30 protein-coding genes are annotated in these 23144 nt (G+C 63.9%); 19 read left to right on the plus strand and 11 right to left on the minus strand.

Annotated features, from left to right (window positions below; all coding sequences use genetic code 11):
• Window positions 1-35 precede the first annotated feature (35 nt).
• The 3 genes from ACNHGR_RS17615 to grxD are packed head-to-tail and all read left to right on the plus strand — an operon-like array spanning window position 36 to window position 994.
• Window positions 36-359: a DUF1476 domain-containing protein gene (locus ACNHGR_RS17615; RefSeq protein ID WP_475287750.1), complete on the plus strand. Its 324-nt coding sequence runs from the start codon at window positions 36-38 to the stop codon at window positions 357-359.
• A 13-nt stretch (window positions 360-372) separates the two neighbouring features.
• Complete coding sequence (locus ACNHGR_RS17620; RefSeq protein ID WP_475287751.1) at window positions 373-606, plus strand: BolA/IbaG family iron-sulfur metabolism protein; 234 nt, start codon at window positions 373-375, stop codon at window positions 604-606.
• A 55-nt stretch (window positions 607-661) separates the two neighbouring features.
• A complete protein-coding gene (gene grxD, locus ACNHGR_RS17625; RefSeq protein WP_184269897.1) occupies window positions 662-994 on the plus strand; it encodes a Grx4 family monothiol glutaredoxin in 333 nt (110 codons plus the stop codon).
• Window positions 995-1111: 117 nt separating this feature from the next.
• Here grxD and ACNHGR_RS17630 read toward each other — a convergent pair whose 3' ends face one another.
• Window positions 1112-1411: a GIY-YIG nuclease family protein gene (locus ACNHGR_RS17630; RefSeq protein WP_184272405.1), complete on the minus strand. Its 300-nt coding sequence runs from the start codon at window positions 1409-1411 to the stop codon at window positions 1112-1114.
• 632 nt (window positions 1412-2043) lie between these two features.
• Between ACNHGR_RS17630 and ACNHGR_RS17635 the strand changes: the two genes are divergently transcribed.
• Both ACNHGR_RS17635 and ACNHGR_RS17640 read left to right on the plus strand, forming a co-directional pair.
• Entirely contained in the window at window positions 2044-2412 is a 369-nt protein-coding gene (locus ACNHGR_RS17635) for a BlaI/MecI/CopY family transcriptional regulator (protein ID WP_184269899.1), read from the plus strand.
• Window positions 2409-4073, plus strand: coding sequence for a M56 family metallopeptidase (locus tag ACNHGR_RS17640; RefSeq protein WP_475287754.1), 1665 nt, complete (start codon window positions 2409-2411; stop codon window positions 4071-4073). The genes ACNHGR_RS17635 and ACNHGR_RS17640 overlap by 4 nt, the downstream gene beginning before the upstream one ends.
• A 4-nt stretch (window positions 4074-4077) precedes the next feature.
• Here ACNHGR_RS17640 and hemW read toward each other — a convergent pair whose 3' ends face one another.
• The gene (hemW, locus tag ACNHGR_RS17645; RefSeq protein WP_475287755.1) at window positions 4078-5265 is read right to left on the minus strand and encodes a radical SAM family heme chaperone HemW; all 1188 of its coding nucleotides are present in this window, start codon (window positions 5263-5265) and stop codon (window positions 4078-4080) included.
• On the opposite strand from hemW, the gene ACNHGR_RS17650 reads away from it, so the two are divergent.
• Both ACNHGR_RS17650 and ACNHGR_RS17655 read left to right on the plus strand, forming a co-directional pair.
• Window positions 5264-5935, plus strand: coding sequence for a CAP domain-containing protein (locus tag ACNHGR_RS17650; RefSeq protein ID WP_475287756.1), 672 nt, complete (start codon window positions 5264-5266; stop codon window positions 5933-5935). The genes hemW and ACNHGR_RS17650 overlap by 2 nt on opposite strands.
• 64 nt (window positions 5936-5999) lie before the next feature.
• Window positions 6000-6779, plus strand: coding sequence for a hypothetical protein (locus ACNHGR_RS17655; RefSeq protein WP_475287757.1), 780 nt, complete (start codon window positions 6000-6002; stop codon window positions 6777-6779).
• Between the two features lie 69 nt (window positions 6780-6848).
• On the opposite strand, the gene rdgB is transcribed toward ACNHGR_RS17655, so the two are convergent.
• Window positions 6849-7478, minus strand: coding sequence for an RdgB/HAM1 family non-canonical purine NTP pyrophosphatase (gene rdgB, locus ACNHGR_RS17660; protein WP_475287759.1), 630 nt, complete (start codon window positions 7476-7478; stop codon window positions 6849-6851).
• Between the two features lie 115 nt (window positions 7479-7593).
• Window positions 7594-8310 carry a ribonuclease PH gene (gene rph / locus ACNHGR_RS17665; protein ID WP_056683703.1) on the minus strand — a complete coding sequence of 239 codons (717 nt, stop codon included), beginning with the start codon at window positions 8308-8310 and terminating at the stop codon, window positions 7594-7596.
• A 133-nt stretch (window positions 8311-8443) separates the two neighbouring features.
• Between rph and ACNHGR_RS17670 the strand changes: the two genes are divergently transcribed.
• The 6 genes from ACNHGR_RS17670 to ACNHGR_RS17695 all read left to right on the plus strand — a co-directional run bounded on the left by ACNHGR_RS17670 (window position 8444) and on the right by ACNHGR_RS17695 (window position 12964).
• The gene (locus ACNHGR_RS17670) at window positions 8444-8950 is read left to right on the plus strand and encodes a DUF6438 domain-containing protein (RefSeq protein ID WP_184269913.1); all 507 of its coding nucleotides are present in this window, start codon (window positions 8444-8446) and stop codon (window positions 8948-8950) included.
• Between the two features lie 49 nt (window positions 8951-8999).
• A complete protein-coding gene (gene hrcA / locus ACNHGR_RS17675; protein WP_475287760.1) occupies window positions 9000-10043 on the plus strand; it encodes a heat-inducible transcriptional repressor HrcA in 1044 nt (347 codons plus the stop codon).
• Window positions 10040-10594, plus strand: a complete 555-nt coding sequence (gene grpE, locus ACNHGR_RS17680; RefSeq protein ID WP_475287761.1) for a nucleotide exchange factor GrpE — start codon at window positions 10040-10042, stop codon at window positions 10592-10594. The genes hrcA and grpE overlap by 4 nt, the downstream gene beginning before the upstream one ends.
• 94 nt (window positions 10595-10688) lie before the next feature.
• Window positions 10689-11930, plus strand: a complete 1242-nt coding sequence (locus ACNHGR_RS17685) for a threonine synthase (RefSeq protein WP_475287763.1) — start codon at window positions 10689-10691, stop codon at window positions 11928-11930.
• Window positions 11931-12023: 93 nt separating this feature from the next.
• Entirely contained in the window at window positions 12024-12683 is a 660-nt protein-coding gene (locus tag ACNHGR_RS17690; protein WP_475287764.1) for a PadR family transcriptional regulator, read from the plus strand.
• A 2-nt stretch (window positions 12684-12685) separates the two neighbouring features.
• The gene (locus tag ACNHGR_RS17695; protein ID WP_475287765.1) at window positions 12686-12964 is read left to right on the plus strand and encodes a DUF2218 domain-containing protein; all 279 of its coding nucleotides are present in this window, start codon (window positions 12686-12688) and stop codon (window positions 12962-12964) included.
• 77 nt (window positions 12965-13041) lie between these two features.
• Here the strand turns inward: ACNHGR_RS17695 and ACNHGR_RS17700 are convergent, their stop codons facing one another.
• Window positions 13042-14172 (minus strand): M14 family metallopeptidase, encoded by a 1131-nt coding sequence (locus ACNHGR_RS17700; protein ID WP_475287767.1) that lies wholly within the window; start codon window positions 14170-14172, stop codon window positions 13042-13044.
• Complete coding sequence (locus ACNHGR_RS17705; protein ID WP_475287768.1) at window positions 14169-14783, minus strand: hypothetical protein; 615 nt, start codon at window positions 14781-14783, stop codon at window positions 14169-14171. The genes ACNHGR_RS17700 and ACNHGR_RS17705 overlap by 4 nt, the downstream gene beginning before the upstream one ends.
• A gap of 212 nt (window positions 14784-14995) precedes the next feature.
• Here ACNHGR_RS17705 and ykgO point away from each other — a divergent pair, with 212 nt between their 5' ends.
• Window positions 14996-15121, plus strand: a complete 126-nt coding sequence (gene ykgO / locus ACNHGR_RS17710) for a type B 50S ribosomal protein L36 (RefSeq protein ID WP_004210176.1) — start codon at window positions 14996-14998, stop codon at window positions 15119-15121.
• A 220-nt stretch (window positions 15122-15341) separates the two neighbouring features.
• On the opposite strand, the gene pyk is transcribed toward ykgO, so the two are convergent.
• A complete protein-coding gene (pyk, locus tag ACNHGR_RS17715) occupies window positions 15342-16799 on the minus strand; it encodes a pyruvate kinase (protein ID WP_184269927.1) in 1458 nt (485 codons plus the stop codon).
• A gap of 109 nt (window positions 16800-16908) precedes the next feature.
• Here pyk and ACNHGR_RS17720 point away from each other — a divergent pair, with 109 nt between their 5' ends.
• The gene (locus ACNHGR_RS17720) at window positions 16909-17208 is read left to right on the plus strand and encodes a DUF1244 domain-containing protein (protein WP_475287769.1); all 300 of its coding nucleotides are present in this window, start codon (window positions 16909-16911) and stop codon (window positions 17206-17208) included.
• A 49-nt stretch (window positions 17209-17257) separates the two neighbouring features.
• On the plus strand, window positions 17258-17500 hold the full coding sequence (locus ACNHGR_RS17725) for a DUF2312 domain-containing protein (RefSeq protein WP_298395694.1): 243 nt from the start codon (window positions 17258-17260) through the stop codon (window positions 17498-17500).
• A gap of 3 nt (window positions 17501-17503) precedes the next feature.
• Here the strand turns inward: ACNHGR_RS17725 and ACNHGR_RS17730 are convergent, their stop codons facing one another.
• On the minus strand, window positions 17504-18133 hold the full coding sequence (locus ACNHGR_RS17730) for a hypothetical protein (RefSeq protein ID WP_475287770.1): 630 nt from the start codon (window positions 18131-18133) through the stop codon (window positions 17504-17506).
• A 69-nt stretch (window positions 18134-18202) separates the two neighbouring features.
• On the opposite strand from ACNHGR_RS17730, the gene ACNHGR_RS17735 reads away from it, so the two are divergent.
• The 3 genes from ACNHGR_RS17735 (at window position 18203) to ruvC (ending at window position 19966) form a co-directional block, all read left to right on the plus strand.
• Window positions 18203-18529 carry a heavy metal-binding domain-containing protein gene (locus ACNHGR_RS17735; protein ID WP_475287772.1) on the plus strand — a complete coding sequence of 109 codons (327 nt, stop codon included), beginning with the start codon at window positions 18203-18205 and terminating at the stop codon, window positions 18527-18529.
• 111 nt (window positions 18530-18640) lie between these two features.
• The gene (locus ACNHGR_RS17740) at window positions 18641-19384 is read left to right on the plus strand and encodes a YebC/PmpR family DNA-binding transcriptional regulator (RefSeq protein WP_475287774.1); all 744 of its coding nucleotides are present in this window, start codon (window positions 18641-18643) and stop codon (window positions 19382-19384) included.
• Between the two features lie 90 nt (window positions 19385-19474).
• Entirely contained in the window at window positions 19475-19966 is a 492-nt protein-coding gene (ruvC, locus tag ACNHGR_RS17745; protein WP_184269938.1) for a crossover junction endodeoxyribonuclease RuvC, read from the plus strand.
• A gap of 9 nt (window positions 19967-19975) precedes the next feature.
• Here the strand turns inward: ruvC and ACNHGR_RS17750 are convergent, their stop codons facing one another.
• Genes ACNHGR_RS17750 through ACNHGR_RS17760 form a run of 3 tightly spaced genes read right to left on the minus strand, consistent with a single transcriptional unit; the run spans window position 19976 to window position 23073 of the window.
• Window positions 19976-20692, minus strand: a complete 717-nt coding sequence (locus ACNHGR_RS17750) for a dienelactone hydrolase family protein (protein ID WP_475287776.1) — start codon at window positions 20690-20692, stop codon at window positions 19976-19978.
• Window positions 20693-20703: 11 nt separating this feature from the next.
• A complete protein-coding gene (locus ACNHGR_RS17755) occupies window positions 20704-21699 on the minus strand; it encodes a 50S ribosomal protein L11 methyltransferase (protein ID WP_475287777.1) in 996 nt (331 codons plus the stop codon).
• 39 nt (window positions 21700-21738) lie between these two features.
• Window positions 21739-23073, minus strand: a complete 1335-nt coding sequence (locus ACNHGR_RS17760; protein ID WP_184269945.1) for a methyl-accepting chemotaxis protein — start codon at window positions 23071-23073, stop codon at window positions 21739-21741.
• Window positions 23074-23144 lie beyond the last annotated feature (71 nt).

A 23144-nucleotide genomic window follows, 5' to 3' on the forward strand; every position in this document is an offset into this window, starting at 1 on the left:
TAGTTCAGATACCGCTTGCAACAGGGCTTTGACGCATGACCACCTTTGACGATCGCGAAAAGGCGTTCGAAAATATGTTCGCCCATGATCAGGAAATGCAGTTCCGCATCCAGGCGCGCCGCAATCGGCTGCTGGGCGAATGGGCTGCCGCGAAGATGGGCCTGACGCCGGAAGAAACCGACGCTTATGCCAAGGCGGTGGTGCAGGCCGATTTCGAAGAAGCGGGCGATGAGGATGTCATCCGCAAGCTGCTGGGCGACTTGACCTCGGCCGGCATCGACATCGACGAAGCCGGCGTGCGCACCGCGCTGGACGAGCAGGCGGTGATCGCCCGCCGCATGTTCATCGAAGCGCAGTAAGGACCACGCGACGATGCCGATGGCGGCTGACGATATTGCGGACATGATAAAGGCCGCTATTCCCGATGCGCAGGTCGAAATTACCGACCTGGCCGGCGATGGCGATCATTATGCGGCCAAAGTTGTGGCGGAAAGCTTTCGCGGGATGACGCGGGTGGCGCAGCAGCGCGCCGTCTATGCCGCGCTCGGCGGGCGCATGGGGGGCGTGCTTCACGCCTTGCAACTGACCACCGCCGTTCCCAACTAACGGGCCAGATATTTGCGCCCGCGACCGGGCGCCAGACAGGAATGGAAATTTTCACATGACCGACGCCGTGCAGCAGCGGATCGCCGAGATCGTCAAGGGCAGCGACGTGGTGCTCTTCATGAAGGGCACGCCGCTTTTCCCGCAGTGCGGCTTTTCCAGCCGCGCCATCGCCATCCTGGAGCATCTGGGCGTGACCTATGAAACGGTCGACGTGTTGCAGGACCAGGCCGTGCGTCAGGGCATCAAGGCCTTCTCCGACTGGCCCACCATCCCCCAGCTTTATGTGAAGGGCGAGTTCGTCGGCGGCAGCGACATCATGATGGAAATGTATGAGGCCGGCGAACTGAGCCAGCTGATGGCCGATCAGGGCATTGCCGCCGCCAACTGAGCGGGATCGGATAGATAACAGGGAAGGCGGTCCGGGAACGGGCCGCCTTTTTTGTTGGGGAGCACGCTGATTTACACTCAGGTCGTCGCCCCGGGCTTGACCCGGGGCCCCGCTATTTCAGTGTAGCACGTGAAACAGGTCGAGCCATTCTGGGTTGCCTCGCTCTATCAGCTCAAATTTCCATTCTCGCCGCCAGCGTTTGACGCGTTTCTCCTGCTCTATGCACAAAATGATGTCGTCGCATCGCTCGGCCCATACCAAGCGAAACAAGGCATATTTGGAACAGAAGTCAGACCCTGAGCCGGAGCGATGCTGGCTCACGCGGGCAGTCAAATCGGCTGTTACACCCACGTACATAGTGCCGCGATAACGGTTGGCCATGATGTAAACCCAGCCGCCCTTTCGAGATCGCTCCATCATCCGAGTTTCAGAAAAGCGGGGCCCCGGGTCAAGCCCGGGGCGACGATGTTTACTTTGGTTACACAGCTGCTGTCATCCTTCCAATGTAGGATTTTCTCTGATCTATCCTGCGGGATGAAGCCTTCCTCATTCTTTCGCAGATCCCCCACGGCCCGTTACGAGCGAGCGCGCGGGTGGTGCGCTGTTGTCGCCGTGATGGCGCGCGTCTGTCGCGTGCGTGACGCGTCTGTGACGCTTTGCGAGAGCCTCGCGAGCGCTTCACGAATGCTTCCGGCGCAAAAGCCGCACGACACTATGAACTTCGCCTGTCGCGTCGCTGTGATGGATGGGGGGAGGGCCACCGGGTGGGGGATGCCTGCGGAGACCTGCCTGCATCCCCCGGGTAGTTGAACGGTGGGAACGCGACTAAAGCCGCAATGGCCGTGCCAATTTGGGGCGATCGCGGGAAGCTGCGGGTTCCAAAGGTTAACGCGTCGATCCCGCCAGCGCCATCTGTCAAAATTTCCGACATTTTTGCGCCTTTTCAACGGATAGACCCAAAGATTGCCACCTTCGAACGGCTATTGACTACATCTGTAATCAATGCGACTACATCTGTGGTTGTTAAACATCGAGTCGGGTAAAAAGACGTGAGCGAGAAGATCAGCGAAGCGGAACTGGTGGTGATGGAGGCGCTGTGGGAAGCCGCGCCGCAGACCGCCAATGACGTGGCCGATCGCGTCGCGACGACACGCGACTGGAGCCTTCAGACCGTCAAGACATTGCTGTCGCGGCTGATGGCCAAGGATATCATCGCCGCCGATCAGGATGGGCGCCGCTTTCTCTATCGCCCGATGGTGGCGCGCGACGATTATGTCGCGGGTGAATCCGGGCGTCTCGTCAACCGGCTGTTCGGCGGGCGCGTGTCGCCGCTGGTGGCCCAGTTGGCGCAGCAGGATCAATTGACGGCGGACGATATCGCCGAGCTTGAGGCGATCCTGAAAGGGCTGAAATCATGAGCGTCTGGCTGGCCGAAACGCTGATCGCCACCACCCTGCTGATGGCGCTGGTCATGATGTTGCGGCGGCCGGTGGCGCGCTGGCTGGGGGCGGGGGCGGCCTATCTGCTCTGGGCGCTGCCGCTCGCGCGGATGCTGCTGCCGGCGCTGCCGAACGATGTCGATCCTTCGCCGCTGCATCTGGCGGTGGATCAGGCGGGCCTGCCCGACCTGCTGGCCGTGACGCCCGCAGCGCCCGTCGTGGCCACGGCGCAGGGCTTTCCCTGGCTGGAGGCTGGCCTGTCGCTCTGGTTTGTCGGCATGATCGGCTTTCTGATCGTGCAGGCCGTGGGGTACAGCCGTTTTCGCCGTCATATGCTGGATGGCGCCACCCCGATCGGGGAGGAAGGGCGCATCCGCCTCATCACCAGCCCGCATGCGTCCGGTCCGCTCGCCTTCGGCGTGCTGCGCCCCTACATCGTGCTGCCCGCCGATTTCGCCCTGCGCTATGACGCGCAGGAACAGGATATGGCGATCGCCCATGAACGGGCGCATCATGAGCGGCGCGATCTGGCCGCCAACATGGTCGCGCTGCTGCTGCTGGCGGTGCACTGGTGCAATCCGGTCGCCTGGATCGCCTATCGCGCCTATCGCGCCGATCAGGAAACCGCCTGCGACGCCCGCGTCCTTTCGCTCTACGGCCGCGATCAGGCCCATGCCTATGGTCGCGCCATATTGAAGGCGGCCGGCGGTCGGCAATTTGCCGGCGCCTGCCATCTCACCCGTATCACCACGCTCAAGGGGAGGCTGAAAATGCTGTCCAACCATGACATTTCGCTCCAGCGCATCAGCTGGGGCATGGCCGCCGTCGCGATCGTTACCGCCGCTGGCCTGGCGCTCACCGCATCGGGCAGCCGCGCCGCGCAGCAGATGGCTAGCATCACCGACAAGGTGGAGGGCGCCGACTTCGCCCGCCTGACCGATCTGGTGGCCCAGCCTGCCGCCGCCAGCGCACCGGCCGCCGCCGCGGTGTCGGCTGTTTCGGCCGTGCCTGCGGTTCCAGCCGTCCCCGCCGTAAAGGCGAGCGATGACGCGTGGCCCTCGCCTGCGCCCATGGCCCCGCCTGCACCGATCGTGCCCGCCGCCGATATGATCGCGCCGGTTGCGCCCGTACCGCCGGCGCCGCCCATCGTACGCAGCGAAAAGGGCCGGATCACCGTCACCCATGCCGATGGTCGCGTCGAAACGCATCGCATCCCGACGCAGGCCGAGATTGCGCGGATGGTCCCGAATGTCGATGTTCGCGATGGGTGCGATGGCCATAATGGCCAGATGCAAACGCGCCGCGAATGGGTGGATGCCAGTGGCCAGCGTCAGATCCGCATCCGCATTTGCAATAGCGCGATCGAAGCGCAGGCTCGCCGCGCAGAAGCGCAAGCCAGCCGGGCCGAAGCACTGGCCGAACGGCAGGCCGCCCGCGCTGAGGCTTTGGCCGAGCGACAGGCTGCCGTTGCGGAACGCAATGGTGCCTATGCCGAACGCATGGGCAAGCTGGCGGCGCGGCGTGGCCTGATGAATGCGCGGGTTCAGATCGCCAACAGCCGGATGCCCGCCAAGGATCAGGCCGACGCTCTGCGTGACATCGATGATGAAATTGCGGCGCTGGATCGCGACAGGAACTGATTGTTCAGACCGCCACCACCTCCGGCAGAATGGCGTCGAGCAGGAGCATCCCTGCCGGCGCCACCTGCAAATGGTCGCCGGTCAGGCGGATGAGGCCAAGATCGGTCAGTTGGGCGATCGCCCGATCGTCGACCAGCCGGTCCGCCCGGATGCCGGACTGGGCAGCGATGCGGGCGAGGTCCACGCCTTCGCCGAGGCGCAATCCCATCAGCAGCGCTTCACGCGCACGGTCCTCCGGCACTAATGGCTCCTCGCTCTGGATGCCATGGCCGTTGCGGCTTACGGCGCCCATCCAGTTTTCCGGCTTCTTGTGCCGCAATGTCGCCATGCCGCCACGCCGCCCATGCGCCCCCGGCCCGATCCCGGCATAGTCGCCATAGCGCCAGTAGACGAGATTATGGCGGCTCTCCTGCCCCGGTCGGGCATGGTTGCTGATCTCATAGGCGGGGATGCCCGCCGCATTGGTCATCGCATGCGTCAGTTCATAAAGGGTGGCGCCATGATCGGGATCGGCGGGCGTCAGCTTACCCTGCGCCACCAAAGTAGCAAAGCGGGTGCCCGGCTCGATCGTCAGTTGATAAAGCGACAAATGGCCGGTGCCGAACGACAAGGCGCGCGTCAGTTCGGCCTCCCAATCCGCCTCGCTCTGGTCGGGGCGGGCGTAGATGAGGTCGAAGCTTACCCGGTCGAACACCCGCTGCGCCGTGTCGAGCGCGGCCAGTCCCTCGCTGACGTCATGGGCGCGGCCGAGGAAAAGGAGGGCCTGATTGTCGAGCGCCTGAAGACCGAGCGAGGTGCGGTTGACCCCCGCGGCGGCCAGATCGGCAAAGCGCGCCGCTTCGACCGAATTGGGATTGGCCTCCAGCGTGATCTCTATGTCCGGGGTAAAGCCCCAATGGCGCTGCGCCGCGCCGATCAGCGTTTCGACCAGCGCGGGGGGCATTAGCGACGGGGTGCCGCCGCCGAAGAAGATGGAGGATAGCGGCCGGCCCGGCGTCAGCGCCGCCTCATGCGCCATGTCCGCCAGCAACGCGGCTTCCCATGCGGCAATGTCCACGCCGTCGCGGACATGACTGTTAAAATCGCAGTAGGGACATTTGGATACGCAAAAGGGCCAATGGATATATAAGGCTTGCGCGTCGGCACTGGCAGAGGCTGGAGCCGTTACGCGTTGGGGGCTAAGAGACGACATGGCTGGGGGCAGCCCTAAAGAATTTTTGCGCGCTTCGCTATGGGTGGCGCTCACGCTCGGTGCGACGGGTGCACAGGCGGCGTCGGAGCGTGCCGCACCGACCGCGTCCGTCGCCGCCGGCACGGCCATGCCGCCCGCTTATTATGGCATGGAGGAAGCGCCGCGCGGCAAGGCCTTGCTGCGGACCGTCATGCTCGAAGCGCATAATGGGGAGCGCGCCTCGCTCGGCCTGCCACTGCTGGACTGGGACGAAGCGCTGGCGGCCGATGCGGCCCGCTATGCCGATGATATGGCGCGTAGCGGTCTGTTCCGTCATTCGCCGCGCGTCGACCGCGCCATACCCAGTGGCGAGAATCTGTGGATGGGGTCGCCCCGCCTCTTTGCCTATCAGGCCATGGTCGGGTCGTTTCTGGAGGAGAAGCGGCTGACCCGGATCGCGGGCAAGCTGCCCGACATGAGCAGCACCGGGCGCTGGCAGGATGTCGGCCATTATACCCAGATGATCTGGCGGGGTACGCGCAAGATCGGCTGCGCGCTGGGGGAAGGGGCGAATGCCGATTATCTGGTCTGCCGCTATTTCCCGGCGGGGAATGAATTTGGCAAGGGGCCGCTCGACCCGGCCGATCCAGCGCCGATGGCGCAAACGCAGGTCGCCAGCGTCGGCCCATAGGCAGCGATGGATATTTCTCCCGGTGGCGGGCATTGAGCAGGCAGGACCGCCAGAGGAGAAGAGCATGCGCCGCAAGCCATATGCATGGATCATTTCGGGCTGCGCGTTGCTGGCGCTCAGTGCCTGTGAGGCGCCGTCCCGGCCGGAGCAAAAGGCAGGCGAGGTTGCGGACGGCAATGTATCTGCCCCTGAAGTGAAAATGCCGGGCAATAATAGTGTCTCTGAAACTCCGATGCCCGATGCTGCGCAGGTGGCTGACAGCACCAGTGCGGAGCCCTTGTCCTGCGCCGCCGATATCGGCGCAGCGGCAGCGGCGAAGCGCGTCGCCATCTGTCGCAATGTCTCACCCGCGACCCGGCCACCTTGCAACGCCGCCAATAGCTGCGCCATGATCGAGGATGAAATTGCCCGCAGTTGCGCCTTGTTCGACGGCAAGGGCGAACCGATGCAGGGATGCGATCCCGCGCCCAGGAGCATCGCGGCGGCCGTCGCGGTGGTGCAGCTTTATTATTCGGCGCTCAACGCGCGCGACTATGGCACTGCCTGGGCGCAATGGGGCGAGGATGGCCGGCCGGGTCAGAGTTTCGACCAGTTCCAGTCCGGTTTTGCCGGCACCCGCTCGACCCGCGTGACGATCGGCAAGCTGGAGCCGGGGGATGCCGGCGCGGGCTCCATCTACCAGACGGTGCCGGTGACGGTCGATTCCCAGCTACAGGATGGGACGCGCCAGCGCTTCGTGGGCGATTATGTCCTGCGTCGCGTCAATGATGTGGACGGCGCCACGCTCGCCCAGTTGCGCTGGCATATCGGGCAGGCGAAGCTGAAGCCGGTGCCGGCGAGTTAGGGTTGACCCGCGCCGTCATTGCTGCGCTGCGCTCGCAATGACGATCCGACTTGAAGTTATCCTGCGTTCTTAGATGACCGCCGCGACCAGTTGCTCGAACGCCTTGGCGCGGTGGCTCATGGCGTGCTTGGCGTCCGGGTCCATCTCGCCGAAGCTGATGGTGTGGCCTAGCGGCTGGAACATGGCGTCATAGCCAAAGCCGTTCTGACCGCGTGGCGGCCAGACCAGAGTGCCGTCGATCCGCCCTTCGAACGCTTCGACATGGCCGTCGGGCCAGGCGAGGGCGAGGGCGCAGATGAAGTGGGCGCTGTGGCTGGCGTCCGGCCCCTTGGCCTGCACGCCGTCCCACACCAACTGCATCGCCATGTCGAAATCCTTGGTCGGTCCGGCCCAGCGCGCGGAAAACAGGCCGGGATCACCGCCCAGCGCTTCCACGCACAGGCCGCTGTCGTCGGCGAGCGCGGGGAGGCCGGAAAGGTCGGCCGCCTGCATCGCCTTCAGTTCCGCATTGGCGATGAAGGTGGTGCCGGTCTCCTCCGGTTCGGGCAGGTCGAGCGACGCGGCGGAAATCGGCTCGATCCCGAATGGGCCGAGCAGGGCGGCGATTTCCCGCACCTTGCCGGGATTATGGCTGGCGATCACCAGCTTGCCCGGCTTCAGCTTGCGGATCGCCTGTTCCTGTCCGAAATCGTCGCTCATTTTCTACCCTTATTATATATTCGTCATCCCGGCCTTGCGCCGGGATCCCGCTTCTTCTTTGCGCCAGTCAAAAGAAAGCGGGACCCCGGGTCAAGCCCGGGGTGACGTTAGTGTTTTACCGTCCCGTCGCCACATCCTGCGCAGCAAAGATCTTGGCGCAGCCGATGCGGGCGAGGCGGAGCAGGCGGAGCAGTTCTTCCTCGTCATAGGCCGCACCCTCGGCCGTCGCCTGCACTTCGGCGAACTTGCCGTCGCCGGTCAGGATCAGGTTGGCGTCGGTTTCGGCATTGCTGTCCTCGGCATAATCGAGGTCGAGGACCGGGGTGCCGTTATAGATGCCGCAGCTGATCGCCGCGACCTTCTGGATGATCGGGTCTTGCGTCAGCGCGCCCGATGCCAGCAGCTTGTCGACGGCGATGCGGAGCGCGACCCAACTGCCGGAAATCGCGGCGGTGCGGGTGCCGCCATCGGCCTGGATCACGTCGCAATCGATCACGATCTGGCGTTCGCCCAGCTTCTTCAGGTCCACGACCGTGCGCAGCGAGCGGCCGATCAGGCGCTGGATTTCCTGGGTGCGTCCCGACTGCTTGCCCTTGGCCGCTTCACGGCTGCCGCGAGTATGGGTGGCGCGGGGCAGCATGCCATATTCGGCCGTAACCCAGCCCGATCCCTTGCCGCGCAGGAACGGCGGCACCTTTTCCTCGATCGACGCGGTGCACAGCACGCGCGTATCGCCGAAGCTGATGAGGCAAGACCCTTCCGCGTGGATGGTGAAGCCGGGTTCCATGGTGATGTCGCGCATCTGGTCGGGCGCGCGGCCGGAAGGACGCATAATTTCTACTCCGAAGCGTTCGATGGGCAGCAGATGCCGCCAATGCGCCGAAAGGCGCACTTAAAGCGCCGCTTAGCGGTCGGCGGGGCGACTTGCCAGTGTCCAGAGCGCAAATTGGACGATATGAGGGGTTATGACGATAAAAATCTGGGTCGCCGCCGGGCTGTTCGCATTGACCGGGTGCATGGCAGAGCAGGAAGGGCTGGAGCCGCCCAAGGCGCCGGGCGATGTGATCCGCTTCACCGCCGGGCGCTGCTTCGGCGCCTGTCCGGCCTATACGGTGCAGGTGTCGCCCGATGGCGCGGGCCTGCTGACGCCGGAACGCTTTACATCGGTGCCGGGGCCGACCCGTTTCACCATCAGCCGGGTGCAATATCGCAAGCTGCTGGCGACGCTGGCGCCGCATCGGCCCGCGGCCGGCACGGTACAGAAGATCGACCAGAAAAGCTGCACCCGCTTCGCTACGGACATGCCGGGCTACAGCGTCGAATGGAGCCGGCCGGGGCAGCAGCCGACGCGGCTGGATTTCCAGTCGGGCTGCATGGACCCGCGCTATGGCAAGCTGCGCGTGGCGATCGCGTCGGTGCCCAAGATCCTGGACGTGCAGCATATGCTAAACCCGAAAGCGGTCGCACCCTGATTGTGCCTGCGGCCTTGAGCCTGTCCGCCGTCTTGCCTAGATAAGGCGCATGTCGGTCACGCCCATATCCGAACTGAATGATCGCGCGCGCGATGTCTTTCGCCTGGTGGTTGAAAGCTATCTGGGCACCGGCATGCCGGTGGGATCGCGCACCATCAGCAAGATGGCTTCGCTGAGCCTGTCGCCGGCGTCGATCCGCAATGTCATGCAGGATCTGGAGGAACTGGGCCTGCTTGCCGCGCCGCATACCTCCGCCGGGCGGATGCCGACCGAGACGGGGCTGCGCCTGTTCGTCGATGGCATGATGCAGGCGGCTGAGCCGTCTCCGGAAGAGCGCCGCGCGATCGAAGCGGGCGTATATGAAAGCGGACCGATCGAGGAAGCGCTGTCCGCCGCCACCGCGACGCTTTCCGGACTGTCCGCCTGCGCCGGTATCGTCATGGTGCCCAAGCGGGAGCCGGTGCTCCGCCAGTTCGGCTTCGTGCCGCTCAATGCGCGGCAGGCGCTCGCGGTGCTGGTCGGGCAGGACGGGTCGGTCGAGAACCGCGTGCTGGACCTTCCCGAAGGCGTCAGCCCGATTGCGCTCAACGAAGCGGCCAATTTCATGTCGGCGCGCTTTGGCGGCCTCACCTTGCGGCAGGCGGGCGAGGCGCTGGCGCGGGAGATGGAGGCGGAGCGGCACGCGCTCGACCATAGCGCGCGCGACCTGGCGGCGCGGGGGCTGGCCATCTGGTCGCATGATGCCGACGACCGGCCGGTGCTGATCGTGCGTGGCCAGTCGCACCTGCTGGACGACAGCGCCGCTGCCGACCTGGAACGGGCGCGGCAATTGCTGGAGCAGCTGGAAGGCAAGCAGGAAATATTGGACCTGCTGCGCGGCGCATTGGCGGGCAGCGCGACCAAAATCTTCATCGGCTCGGAAAACAAGCTCTTTTCCCTGTCGGGGTCTTCCGTCATAGCCGCCCCCTACCGTGGCGCGGACGGCCGGGTCGTCGGCGTGGTCGGCGTGATCGGCCCCACGCGCTTGAACTATGCGCGGGTGATCCCCATGGTGGACTTCACTGCACAGACGCTGTCGAGATTGATGAGATGACCGAGAACACAGACAATATCGAAAACACCGAAGTCGTGGACGCGCTGCCGGAAGACGCTGCGCCCGCCGGCGATGCCGCGGCCGAGAAGATCGCCGCGCTGGAGGCGGAACTCGCCACCGCCAAGCAGGATATTCTCTACGCCCATGCCGACACGCAGAATGTGCGCCGCCGGCTGGAAAAGGAGCTGGCCGATGCGCGCGCCTATGCATCGACCGCCTTCGCCCGCGATATCCTGTCGGTGGCCGACAATCTCAGCCGCGCGCTGGCGACCATCCCCGCCGACCTGCGCGAGGACGACAAGTTCAAGAGCCTGGTCGTCGGTCTGGAAGCCACCGGCCGCGAACTGGACAGCGTGTTCGGCCGCAACGGCATTACCAAGCTGGAGTCGGTCGGCCAGCCGCTCGACCCCAACAAGCATCAGGCGATGATGGAAGTCCCGTCGGCCGACGCCGCGCCGGGCACGATCATCATGGAAATGCAGGCCGGCTACATGATCAAGGACCGCCTGCTGCGTCCTGCCATGGTCAGCGTGGCAAAGAAGCCGGACTAACCTTCTCAACCCGTTCGGGCTGAGCCTGTCGAAGCCCTGTTCCTTCTTTTGAGAGGGACGGGAAAAAGACAGGCTTGGAACGAACGGGATTTTCATGCGCCACGACCTCAACCTCACCACCGACCGTCCGACCTTCGTCACCCATCTCGAATGTTCGCTGACTGGCGAGCATTATGAGGCGGATCGGCTGCATGGGCTGTCGGCGGCGGGGAAGCCGCTGCTGGCGCGCTATGATCTGGATGGCGTGCGGGCCACGCTGACCAAGGAAGCGCTGGCCGCGCGGCCAATGGACTTGTGGCGCTGGCGTGAGTTGCTGCCGGTGCGGCAGACATCAAACATCGTGAACCTTGGCGAAAATGCGACGCCGCTGATCCCGCTGCCGCGCACGGCAGCGCGACTTGGTGGCGCGCATCTGCTCGCCAAGGATGAAGGGCGGTTGCCGACCGCCTCCTTCAAGGCGCGCGGCCTCGTTATGGCTGTGTCGATGGCCAAGGAACTGGGCGTGACCCGGGTGGCGATGCCGACCAACGGCAATGCCGGCGCGGCACTGGCTGCCTATGCGGCGGTTGCGGGCATGGAATCGGTGATCTTCTGCCCGGCCGACACGCCCGAAGTGAATGTGCGCGAGATCGCGGCGCAGGGCGCGCGGGTCTATCGTGTCAACGGTTATATCGACGATTGCGGGGCGATCGTGGGGCAGGGCGTCAAGGAACGCGGCTGGTTCGACTTCTCGACACTGAAAGAGCCTTATCGGATCGAGGGCAAGAAGACGATGGGCCTCGAACTGGCCGAGCAGTTGGGCTGGGAACTGCCCGACGCGATCTTCTATCCCACCGGCGGCGGCACCGGCCTGATCGGCATGTGGAAGGCGTTCGACGAACTTGAGAAGATCGGCTTCATCGGTTCCAAACGCCCCAAGATGTTCGCGGTGCAGGCCGAAGGCTGCGCGCCGATGGTCCGCGCCTTCGAGCAGGGCGTGGAATTTGCCGAGCGCTGGGAGGATGCGCAGACCATCGCGATGGGTATTCGGGTGCCTAAGGCGGTCGGCGATTTCCTGATCCTGCGCGCGGTGCGGGACAGCGGCGGCGCGGCACTGGCGGTGTCGGACGCGGCGATCGCGGCGGCGGTGCGCGATGTCGCGCGCGACGATGGGCTGCTGCTCTGCCCGGAGGGCGGGGCGACGCTGGCCGCCTATCAACGCGCGCTGGATGAAGGGTTGATCGGCCGGGACGAGCGGGCGGTGCTGTTCAACTGCGCGAGCGGCCTCAAATATCCGCTGGAAGATCAGAGCCGCACATTGGACCGGCACGCGCCGATCGATTTTTCCAACCTCTGAGATATTTTGATACAACTAAGATGTATCGTAACTCTTGACGATGGGAATTTTTAAGATATATCGCAAAGCATCATGACATATATGAAAGAGCAAATGATGCGTAACCCCCGCAATTTCCACGGTCGCCATGGCGGCCATCATCGCGGCCTGCATGGGCACTCAGCTGGTATGGGCCGCTTCGCTTTCCCCGGCGGCTTTGGCCGGGGCCATGGTGGCCCGTTCGGTGGTGGCGATCCCTTTGGCGAGGAAGGCCCGCGCGGCGGCGGTCGGGGCGGGCGCGGCGGCGGTGGTCGCCGGCGCCTGTTCGACAATGAGACGCTGCGGCTGATCCTGCTGAAGCTGATCGCGGACGAACCCCGCCATGGCTATGAACTGATCCGCGCGATCGAGGCGCTGTCGGGCGAGGCCTATGCGCCCAGCCCCGGCGTTGTCTATCCCACGCTGACCCTGTTGTCGGACATGGACCTGATCGCCGAAGAACCGAGCGAAGGCAGCCGCAAGCGCTTCGCCATCACCGACGCGGGTCGTGCGCAGATCGAGGAGCGCAAGGCGGCGCTCGACCTGGCGCTGGAGCGGCTGGCGTCACTGGCGCAGAAGGCCGAGCGGGTCGATGGCGGGCCGGTGCGCCGCGCGATGCACAATTTGCGCTTCGCGATCCAGCAACGCCTTGAAAAGGAAGGGGCGGATAACCAGACCATGTTCGACGTCGCCGCCCTGATCGACGAAGCCGTCACCAAGATCGAAAGGCTCTGAACATGACCCTGACCGCAACTGTCCCGACCACCAACGGCAGCCGCTACCTTCAGCAGCTTTGCAAACATTGGAGCCACAAGTTCGAGGTCAATTTCGACCCCGAACAGGGCGAGATTGCCTTCCCGATGGGGCCGATCCGCATGACCGCCCAGCCGGACGCGCTGGTGGTCGTACTGGAACCGAACCCCGACGCGGATGTCGAGATGTTCAAGAAGGTGGTTGCCGACCATCTCGACCGCTTCGCCTTTCGGGAAGCGCCGTTGCCCTTCGACTGGCAGTGACGCGCGCCACCCACCTCCGTTCGCCCTTCGACAGGCTCAGGGCGAACGGAGGTGGTGGAAGGCGGTTTGCCTCAGATTCAAATATCTTCGATCATCTCCGCCAGCACGGCCAGGCAATCCTTGCCCAGCTGGATGGATCGGGCGGGGGACCAGCCGAAATCGGCGTCGGGCAGGTCGTCATTGTCCTTGAACGGCATTTCCAGCGTCATCGCTACCGCGCCGAACCGCTCGGCCACCTGGTTGGTGGACATGGACAGGTTCGCCTTGCCCGCGCCGGCGACCGGATAGCCGAGTCGCGTCTGGAAATCGGGCGTGCGCGCGGCCAGCGTGTCGCGATAGCGATGGTAAAGCTGGATCTGCTTGTCGGTGATCGACGGAATGCCCTCGAACCCGGCGATGAACACGGCGGGAATGGCCTCATCGCCATGCACGTCCATGGCGAAGTCCACGCCGGTCGCGTCCATCGCGTCGCGAACCATCAGTACTTCGGGGCTTTTGTCGGCGGTCGGCTCATGCCATTCGCGGTTCAGGTTCACGCCCACCGCATTGGTTCGCAGATGGCCGCGACGGCTGCCGTCCGGGTTCATGTTCGGGACGAGGTGGATCGTCGCCTTCTGCCGTAGCAGACGCGCGACGGCGTCTTCCTCGTCAGTCAGCCGCTCCAGTGCGCCTTCCATCCACCATTCCGCCATCGATTCGCCCGGATGCTGGCGGGCATAGAGCCACACCTGCTTGGGACCGTCGCCGATGGTCAGCAGGTCGAGCGGCTGGCCGTCCAGCGTCAAGCCCAGTTCGCGATGCTCGACGCCGGGCTGGCTGGCGGCCCAGGCGATCAGGTCGTGATGGCGCTCCATCGAATAGGGCGCAAAATAGGCGACCCAGACGGCATTGCTGTCCGGCTCCAGCCGGATGGTCAGCGTGCCCCTGGCATAGCTGGTGTCGGCCAGCAGCCAGTTTTCGCGGTCTTCGCTGACGCGGGCGCTATAGCCGGCCCAGCCGTCGGGATAGGCCGACTGGCCGCAATTGACGATGGCCAGTTCCACGGCGCGTCCTGCCGCATTGGCGACGCGAAAATGGAACCATTGATAAAAGTCGCTCTGATGGTCCGTCACGATCTCCAGCTCGGCGCGGACGCCGGCGGGAGAATCCGCGATGGAAAGGGTGCGAATATTGCCGCTGTCGAAGCCGCTGGAGATGCTGATGGTCATTTGACGGTTATAGTGCGCCCCGATTCACCGGGATAGCCCCCGATCAGCGATGCGGCCAGTTTCTGCGCCGCTGCGGCGGGCTGGGCGGCGGGCGATCCCTGCTTCGCCTGAGTCGAGGCGCGTCCTTCCCAGATGGCGGCCGAATCGGACCGACGGCGAATCTGCACATGCAGTTCGGTAGTCACGATATCCTTGGGCTTGCCCGACAGGTTGATGCCGACGCCGAGGCCCAGGCCACCAAATGTACCGCCCCGACGACCGCTGCCGCTGCCGATCCCGCCGCTCATGCCGACGCTGACCGGCTTGTCGCTGCTGCGATCGGGGCCGGACGGGCGGAAGGTGCGGCTAAAGCTGACCAGCGCGACATAGTCGCTCTGCGCGCCCTCCGCCGCGGTGAAGCCGACCCTCTGAAATTCCTGCGACACGGCCCCGGCATAGGTGCGAAATTCCAGGCTGATGTCCGGATTGCCGGGCATTTCCTCGACCGCGAGGGTTCCGGACCGGGCCGGGTTGTCGATATGGAATCGCGTCACTTCCACGCGCGGGGCGGCCGTTGCGCACGCGCCGAGGGGAAGGGCGACGGCGGCGAGGAAAAGAAGGCGCTTCGACATGGGTTCAACTCCAACGGGCATTCGGCTTATTATATCGTCCTATAGACGGTGCCGGGGGCATAAACCCCTCCAACGCGTGAAGCCATGAACTTGCTGCATGGAGGATGAACAGAGTCAAAAGAGCGGCTGTCGCCCTTGACTTTGCCCCGTTCGGCCCATAGGGGCTGCGCTTCGATTTTCGAACAAATTCAGATTCCATCAAGGGCCTAGCCATGAAGATCCGCAACTCGCTCAAGTCGCTCAAGGGACGCCACCGGGACAACCGCGTGATCCGTCGTCGCGGCCGCACCTACGTCATCAACAAGACCAACCGCCGCTTCAAGGCCCGCCAGGGCTAATAGCGGATGCTGCCCCTTCGGGGGCAGGTCTTGTACACAGAAAAGCGCCCGGTCGTGGATCGGGCGCTTTTCTGCGTTTGTCCGGGATGAACGGAGAAGGCGATTCGCGCGAATCGGATCATCCATCCTCCGTTCGTTTCGAGCGTGTCGAGAAACGAGGCAGCGTAGTGCTCCCACTTCTCGACTTCGCTCGAAGCGAACGGAGGAGTGTTGTGATCGTTCAGCCTTCGTCGCGACCCTTGAGTTCGTCGCCGCGCACCGCTGCGACATGTAGCACATTGGTCGACCCCGGCGTGCCGAAGGGGACGCCGGCCAGCACGACGATCTTGCCGCCCTTTTCGGCCATGTCGTGCCGCAATGCCATGCGGCGAGCCTTGCCGATCATTTCCTCGAAATTGCCGATATCCTTGGTGCGGATCGCATGGACGCCCCATGTGAGGCCGAGCTTGCGCGCCGTGTCCGATCGCGGCGTCAGCGCCAGAATCGGCGCGGAGGGCCGTTCGCGGGCCACGCGGCGCACAGTGCTGCCCGACGAGGTGAAGCAGGTGATGGCGCTGGCGCCCACGACATCGACGATATTGCCGGCGCTTTCGGCCAGCGCGTCCGCCGTGGTCGGGTCCGGGCGCGTTTCGGTATAGTGCAGCCGGCCGAAATAGCCGGGATCGCGCTCGACGCTATGGGCGATGCTGTCCATCATCGCGACCGCCTCGACCGGCCAGTCGCCCGCCGCCGTCTCCGCCGACAACATGATCGCGTCGGCCCCGTCATAGACTGCGGTCGCCACGTCCGACACTTCGGCGCGGGTCGGCGAGGGGGACTTGATCATCGATTCGAGCATCTGGGTCGCGACTACGACCGGGCGTCCCATGCGCCGCGCCGTGGCGACGATCTGCTTCTGGAGCGGGGGCACGGCCTGTGGCGGCAATTCCACGCCCAGGTCGCCACGCGCCACCATCACGCCATCGGCCAGTTCGATAATCTCCTCCAGCCGCTGCACGGCCGACGGCTTCTCGATCTTGGCCATCAATGCGCCATAGCCACCCATCAGCTTGCGCGCCTCGGCCAGATCCTCGGGCCGCTGCACGAAGCTCAAAGCAATCCAGTCGCAGCCTTGCTCGACGGCGAAGCTGAGGTCGCGCCGGTCCTTGTCGGTCAGGGCCGGTACCGGCACCACCACGTCGGGGACGTTGACGCCCTTGCGGTTGGACAGGGTGCCGCCGACTTCCACGACAGTCTCGATCCGGTCGTCAGCCACGGTCTTCACCCGCAGCACCAGCTTGCCATCGTCCAGCAACAGCCGTGTTTCAGGCACAAGGGCGGCATAGATTTCGGGATGGGGCAGGTTGACGCGGCGGGCGTCGCCCGGCGTCTCGTCCCGGTCCAACACGAATTTCGCGCCGGTTTCCAGGATCGCCAGCCCCTTCTCGAACGTGCCGACGCGCAGCTTTGGCCCTTGCAGGTCGCCCAATATGGTGGTCGGGCGGGCAAATTCCTTCTCCAGCGCGCGGATGCTGGCGATGCGCGCGGCATGATCCTCATGCGCGCCATGGCTCATATTGATGCGGAAGGCATCGGCCCCGGCGACGAACAGCGCCCGGATCATCTCGGGCGTGTCGCTCGCAGGACCAAGGGTCGCCAGGATGCGAACCTTGCGAGAGCGGGGCGGTAACTTCGTCATGTCTTCTCCTGAGCGTCATGATCGCTCCCGGTTTGCCGGGGCGGGGTTATGCGTTATCCATGCTGCACGACAGGATGATGTAGTTTCAGCGAAAGGGTTTCTCGCGCCGATGACCGACAGCATACTCACGGATGACGTTGCTGCAACCGCCTTCCGCCGACTGGTCGCGCATTTGCAGTACCGGACGGACGTTCAGAATGTCGACCTGATGGGCAGCGCCGGCTTTTGCCGCAACTGCCTGGCCGACTGGATTGCGGAGGCGGACGGGGGTTTGACGAGCGATCAGGCGCGCGAAATCATCCACGGCATGCCCTTTGCGGAGTGGAAGGAACGGCATCAGGGCGAAGCCACGCCTCAGCAGATCGCAAAGATGCAGGAGAGTGTGGCGAAGAACGCGGACAATCATTAGAGGCGTCCGCCAACCTGATTCACATTTTCACAACGATACGGAGATTCCCATGAGCGAGGGCAACGTCGCAGCCGATCAGCTACGTCTTTTCATCGAGCGCATCGAGCGGCTGGAAGAGGAAAAGAAGGGCATTGGCGACGATATCAAGGACGTCTATCTGGAAGCCAAGGCGACCGGCTATGACGGCAAGATCATGCGCCAGATCATTCGCCTGCGGAAAATGCAGCCGCATGACCGGCAGGAAATGGAAGCGATCCTCCAGACCTATCTGTCCGCGCTGGGAATGGAATAAGCGTTAATCTTCGCTTTCGGCTACCGCTTTGCGGTACATTGCAAGCGTTTCGGGGTCGCCCTTGATGAGGTCATCAACCACATCGGCGACCCCCTTAACGTAAATAGAATATTCTTTGGTGATTGCTTCCATCACATCGGCCGCAAAGGTTGCGAACCAGAAAAATCCTGATTTTGCGATCTCAATGTCCTGATCGGACACCATGAGATCAGTACTAATTTTAGGGTGGGTTACCCTGTTCCTAACCTTGATGGCGCACTTCAAATTTTCCCATTCAATTCTACCAAAATCTATATGAATGTTGGGTGAAATAGACTGTGCGACATTGGTGGTCAGGCGGATGGCGGCAATCATGCTGAGGTGTTTGACTTGCCTGCTGAGCCTTCCAGTTTCACTCACAGAAACAGCTACTTCAGATAGCGCTATGCGCTCGATTGGAGAGATGGTTTCCATATCCTCAGCGATGGATTGTACGTGTGTGCGGCAAATCCAAGTGAGGCCTTCAGTTGCAGATATGATCGTCCTCAAAGCATTGCGGCGGTCTGATTCATTAGATTTATCGGTAAGGCGTTGCAGCGCTTGAAATACGTCTTCTGACAGGGTCCGAAAGAAACTGGCCTCTTTCTTGTTCATGTTTATCTCCCGCCCAAGGTAGAATCATCTTAGTTCGCTATAATCGCTTTCAGAAGAGGAGAAGCGCTCATGTCCGAGATCATCGTCAGCACTACCAGCCGTCTGGAAGGGCGACCGGCGAAGGAATATCTCGGCATTGTCACCGGCGAGGTGATCGTGGGTGCCAACCTGTTCCGCGACCTGTTCGCCAGCGTCCGCGATATCGTGGGCGGGCGATCGGGCGCTTATGAGGATGTGCTGCAACGCGCCCGCGAACAGGCGATCAGCGAAATGCGCACGCGCGCTGCGACGATGGGCGCCAATGCCGTGGTCGGCGTGGACCTCGACTATGAGGTGATCGGCTCCAACGGGTCGATGCTGATGGTGTCGGCTTCGGGCACCGCGATCCTCTACTGATCCTGCAAAGTCCGGCGGAGGGCGGCGTTTTTGCGCTGGCGGTTGCCCTTTGGGCGGGCGCTGGTGTAAGGGCGCCCATCATATTTCAACGGCAGATAAGAATTCAGGACCATGGCAGGCCATTCCAAATTCAAGAATATCATGCATCGCAAGGGCGCGCAGGACAAGAAGCGCTCCTCGATGTTCTCCAAGCTGAGCCGCGAAATCACCGTCGCGGCCAAGATGGGCATGCCCGATGTGGACATGAACCCGCGCCTGCGTCTGGCGGTCAACGCCGCCAAGGCGCAGTCCATGCCCAAGGACAATATCCAGCGCGCCATCGACAAGGCGAGCAAGGGCGACACCGAAAATTACGAAGAAGTGCGCTATGAGGGCTATGGCCCCGGCGGCACCGCCATCATCGTCGAAGCGCTGACCGACAATCGCAACCGCACCGCGACCAACGTGCGCACCGCCTTTTCCAAGAATGGCGGCAATCTGGGCGCGTCGGGTGCGGTGAGCCATGGTTTCGATCGCCTTGGCCTCATCACTTATCCCGCCAGCGCGGGCGACGCCGAAGCCATTTTCGAAGCAGCGCTGGAAGCGGGTGCGGAGGATGTGTCGTCCAATGAGGACGAGCATGAAATCTGGACCGCGATGGACGCGCTCCACGAAGTCGCCAAGGCGCTGGAAGTCACGCTGGGCGCGGCCGACGGCGCGAAGCTGGCGTGGAAGCCCACCACCACTGTCGAAGTTGACGAAAGCAACGCCGCCACGCTGATGAAGCTGGTCGACACGCTGGAAGATGATGACGACGTCCAGACCGTCTGGGGCAATTATGAAGTCTCCGACGAAGTGATGGAGAAGCTGGGCTGACATGCCTGCTTCCGTTCGTGTCGAGCATAGTCGAGGCACGGCAAGCGCAATGCTTCTCGACTTCGCTCGAAGCGAACGGATATTTTCCTTATGATTCTTCTCGGCCTTGATCCTGGCCTTGGCACTACCGGCTGGGGGCTGATTGCCGCGGACGGTAATCGGCTGACCCATATCGGCAATGGCCAGATCAAGACCGACAGCGCCATGTCGCTGGCGACGCGGCTGCTGGCGCTCGATCTTGCGCTGACCGACCTCATCCTTGAGCATAAGCCCGATGGCGCGGCGGTCGAGGAGGTGTTCGTCAATGTGAACCCGCAATCGACGCTGAAACTGGGGCAGGCGCGCGGCGTCATCCTGCTCAACGCCTCGCGAGCGGGCATGGAAGTGGGCGAATATGCTGCCCGTCTGGTCAAGAAATCGGTCGTGGGCGTCGGCAATGCATCGAAGGATCAGGTGCATGCCATGGTGCAACGCCTGCTGCCCGGCGCAAAGATCGCCGGGCCGGATGCGTCCGATGCGCTTGCCGTGGCGATTACCCACGCCCATCATGTCGCCAGCGCGCGGCGTATCCCCACGCGCTGACGATCGGGTTCAGCTGAACAGGTCGCTCAGAAAATCCTTCATCGCGCGGAAGCTGCGGCGGTCGGCGTCCGGGCTGTAGGCCAGCCCCTTTTCCGGCATGTTGACCGCTTCGTCGGTGAAGGCGTGGCCGGTATGGCCATAGGCGTGGATTTGCCAGTCGCAGCCCGCTTGAGTCAGTTCCTTCGCCAGTCCGACCGTGGCTTCGGGCGGGGCGATCGGGTCGTCCCAGCCATGGCAGATGAGCAGCTTCGCGCCGATCGTCGCATTGGGGAAGGGCGGGGCTTCATAGACGCCGTGGAAGCTGACGCCGCCGGATATGTCCGCGCCGGAGCGGGCAAGGTCGAGCACGCATTTGCCGCCGAAGCAAAAGCCGATCGCCGCGGTCTGCGTAGCGTCGACCGTTTCCAGCCCCTTGAGCAGGGCATGGGCCGCAATCACCCGATCACGCAGCAGCGCGCGGTCGGCGTTCAGTTCATTCATGTAGAGCGCCGGATTGGCGTCGGCCCGCGTGGTGCGCTTGCCTTGCCCGAACATATCCGCGACCAGCACCGTATAGCCCAGCGCCGCGACCTTCTCGGCATAGGCGAAATCGGCTTCCTTGGTGCCCAGTACATTGGGGAAGAGCAGGATGCCGGGGCGCGGCGTTGCGGTGCTGTCTGCCACCAGGACATGCTCGAACGGCGCGCCGGCGATGTCCTGGACGATGACGGTGCGGGTGATGCTCATGCTCTATTCCTTCAGATGCTGCCGAAACCGGGCGCTTCGCCACGCGCGGCACTATCGATACGCCGGGGCCGTTTCCAGCCGATGACCGGCCGCTTGCGCAGGCGCAGCGTTGGCCAGTCGCCCCGGTCGCTGCGCTCGGCCAGGCGCATGCCCTGCGCGCGATAGGCGGCGATCACCGCATCGGCCTGTTCGTTAAGTAGACCGGCGAGCACGATGCTGCCACCTTCCTCGACCAGCGCGCACAAAGCGGGCGCCAGTTCGATCAGCGGCCCGGCCAGGATATTGGCGATCAGCAGGTCGTAGGGTGCCCGGCCGATCAGCGCGGGATGATTGCCGCCGGCCGCCGTCACCAGCGCCAGTCGGCCCGGTCCGTCGCCCAGCTTCACGCCATTGGTCCGCGCGTTGTCGGCGGTGATTTCCACCGCGACGGCGTCGATATCCGACGCGATCGCATGGGCGCGGGGCCACAGATGTAGCGCGGCGAATGCGAGCAGGCCGGTGCCGGTGCCGATATCGGCAACATGGCGGAACCGCATGCCGACCCGGCGCATCCGGTCGAGCATGGCAAGGCAGCCGGCGGTCGTTTCATGCTGGCCGGTGCCAAAGGCGCGGCCCGCCTCGATCAGCAGATTGACATGGCCCGGAAGTTCGGGGTCGTTGGCGATGTTGCGGACATGGAAGCGGCCGGCGGTCACCGGCTCCAGCCCCTGCTGGCTCAGCGTCACCCAATCTTCGTCCGGCAGGGCTTCCACGACCGGCTTCACGCGCGCGGCGCTGGGTACCAGCGTGCGCAGCAGTTTGATCGCCGCGGGGCTGGGCTTGCCTTCGAAATAGGCGTCGAGTTGCCAGGCGTTTTCGTCGTCCGGTTCCGCCTCGCTGGTCATCAGCACCGGCGGATGCTCCATCATCGCGAAAGCAGCGATTTCTCCATCCAGCGCCTCGGCTTCGGCGCGGGTGCAGGGCAGGGTGACTTTCCAGCTTTGGGCTGCGTTTGCGACATCGTTCATCCCGCCGCCTTTAGACCAGCGGCGGGGGCAGGGGAAGCGTCAGGCCACCTGTCGCCCGAAGTCGGACGAGGCATGGCGCAGGCTGGCGAGCTTGCCCTCGACGCTGACGAAGCCGCGTTCCAGCTGGTCGATTTCCGATGCCACGACTTCGGTGTCCTGGCGGATCGCCGAAATGGTCGTCGACATCGAATCGGCGGCCAGCGCGGTTTCATCCACGGCAGCAGTAATCATGGTCACGGTCTGTGCCTGAGCGTCCATGGCGTGCCGGATGCGTTCGGCGCTGGCCTGCACTTCGCCCACCGTGTCGCGAATGCGCTCGTTCGTCTCGACAGACTGGCGAGTCGATGCCTGGATATCGGCGATCTTGCTGGCAATCTCGTCGGTGGCACGAGCGGTCTGGTTGGCGAGGCTCTTCACCTCCTGTGCGACGACGGCGAAGCCACGGCCGGCATCGCCGGCGCGGGCGGCTTCGATCGTGGCGTTGAGGGCGAGCAAATTGGTTTGCCCGGCAATGTCGCGGATCAGGCCCAGGATCGATTCGATCGATTTGGCATGTTCGGACAGGGTGGCCGACATGGCCACGGCGTCGCCCGACTGGGTCGAAGCGCGGCGCGCGACTTCGGCGGAGCTTTCGACTTCGGTGCGGGCATCCTCGATTGCGCGGATCAGGCCGGCGGATGTGCGGGCGGCTTCGCGCATGGCAAGTGCGGATTGTTCGGCAGCGGCGGCGACTTCGGACGCCTTGCCCAGCATGCCACGGGTGGCTGCCGACGCATCCTTGGCCTGTTCGCGCAGCGATTCGCCCAGCTTCGACGCGCCGTCGATCTCGCCGACGATCCGCTGTTCGAACAAGGTGCCGTAGCGCTGGCGCTCGGCGCGCTGCGCCTCGGCCTGGTCGGAAGACAGGACATTGCTCATGAAGCCCGAATCGATCATCGCGATATGCACCATCATGCCCAGCAGCTTGCGGCAACGGGCCTCGTCATCATGGCAACATTCCCAGATCAGATCGGTAACCCGTTCATTCGCGGCGGCTACGGCCGTCATCACCGCCCGTATCGATACATCATGCTTGCGGGCATGGCGCACGCAGTCGGCGGCCGATTGTGCCCAGCGTCCTTCCGCAAAATGCAGCAGTTTTTCACGGACATAGCGATCGGCTTCCTGCTCGATCCGGTTGATGATGGTGCGGCCCAGCCGGTCCTGAAGTCCGGTTTCACGCATATAGGTCGCGAAAAAAACAGCGCCGACGCTGCCCAGATCCTTCTCGATCAGTTCGCCGACCTCGCGCGCGGCGCTGGCGATCGCGCCGGTGGGGTCGACGTCCGCCATATAGTCCGGTGCAATGGTGGCGGGAGAAAGACTGGACGGCATGAGGGAACGGCCCTTGCTGATGACGTGATCGGTTCGCGTTCGATCATTAGCGTGGGTTGGTTAATCACTTC

The sequence above is a fragment of the Sphingobium sp. RS1 genome (assembly GCF_056156825.1).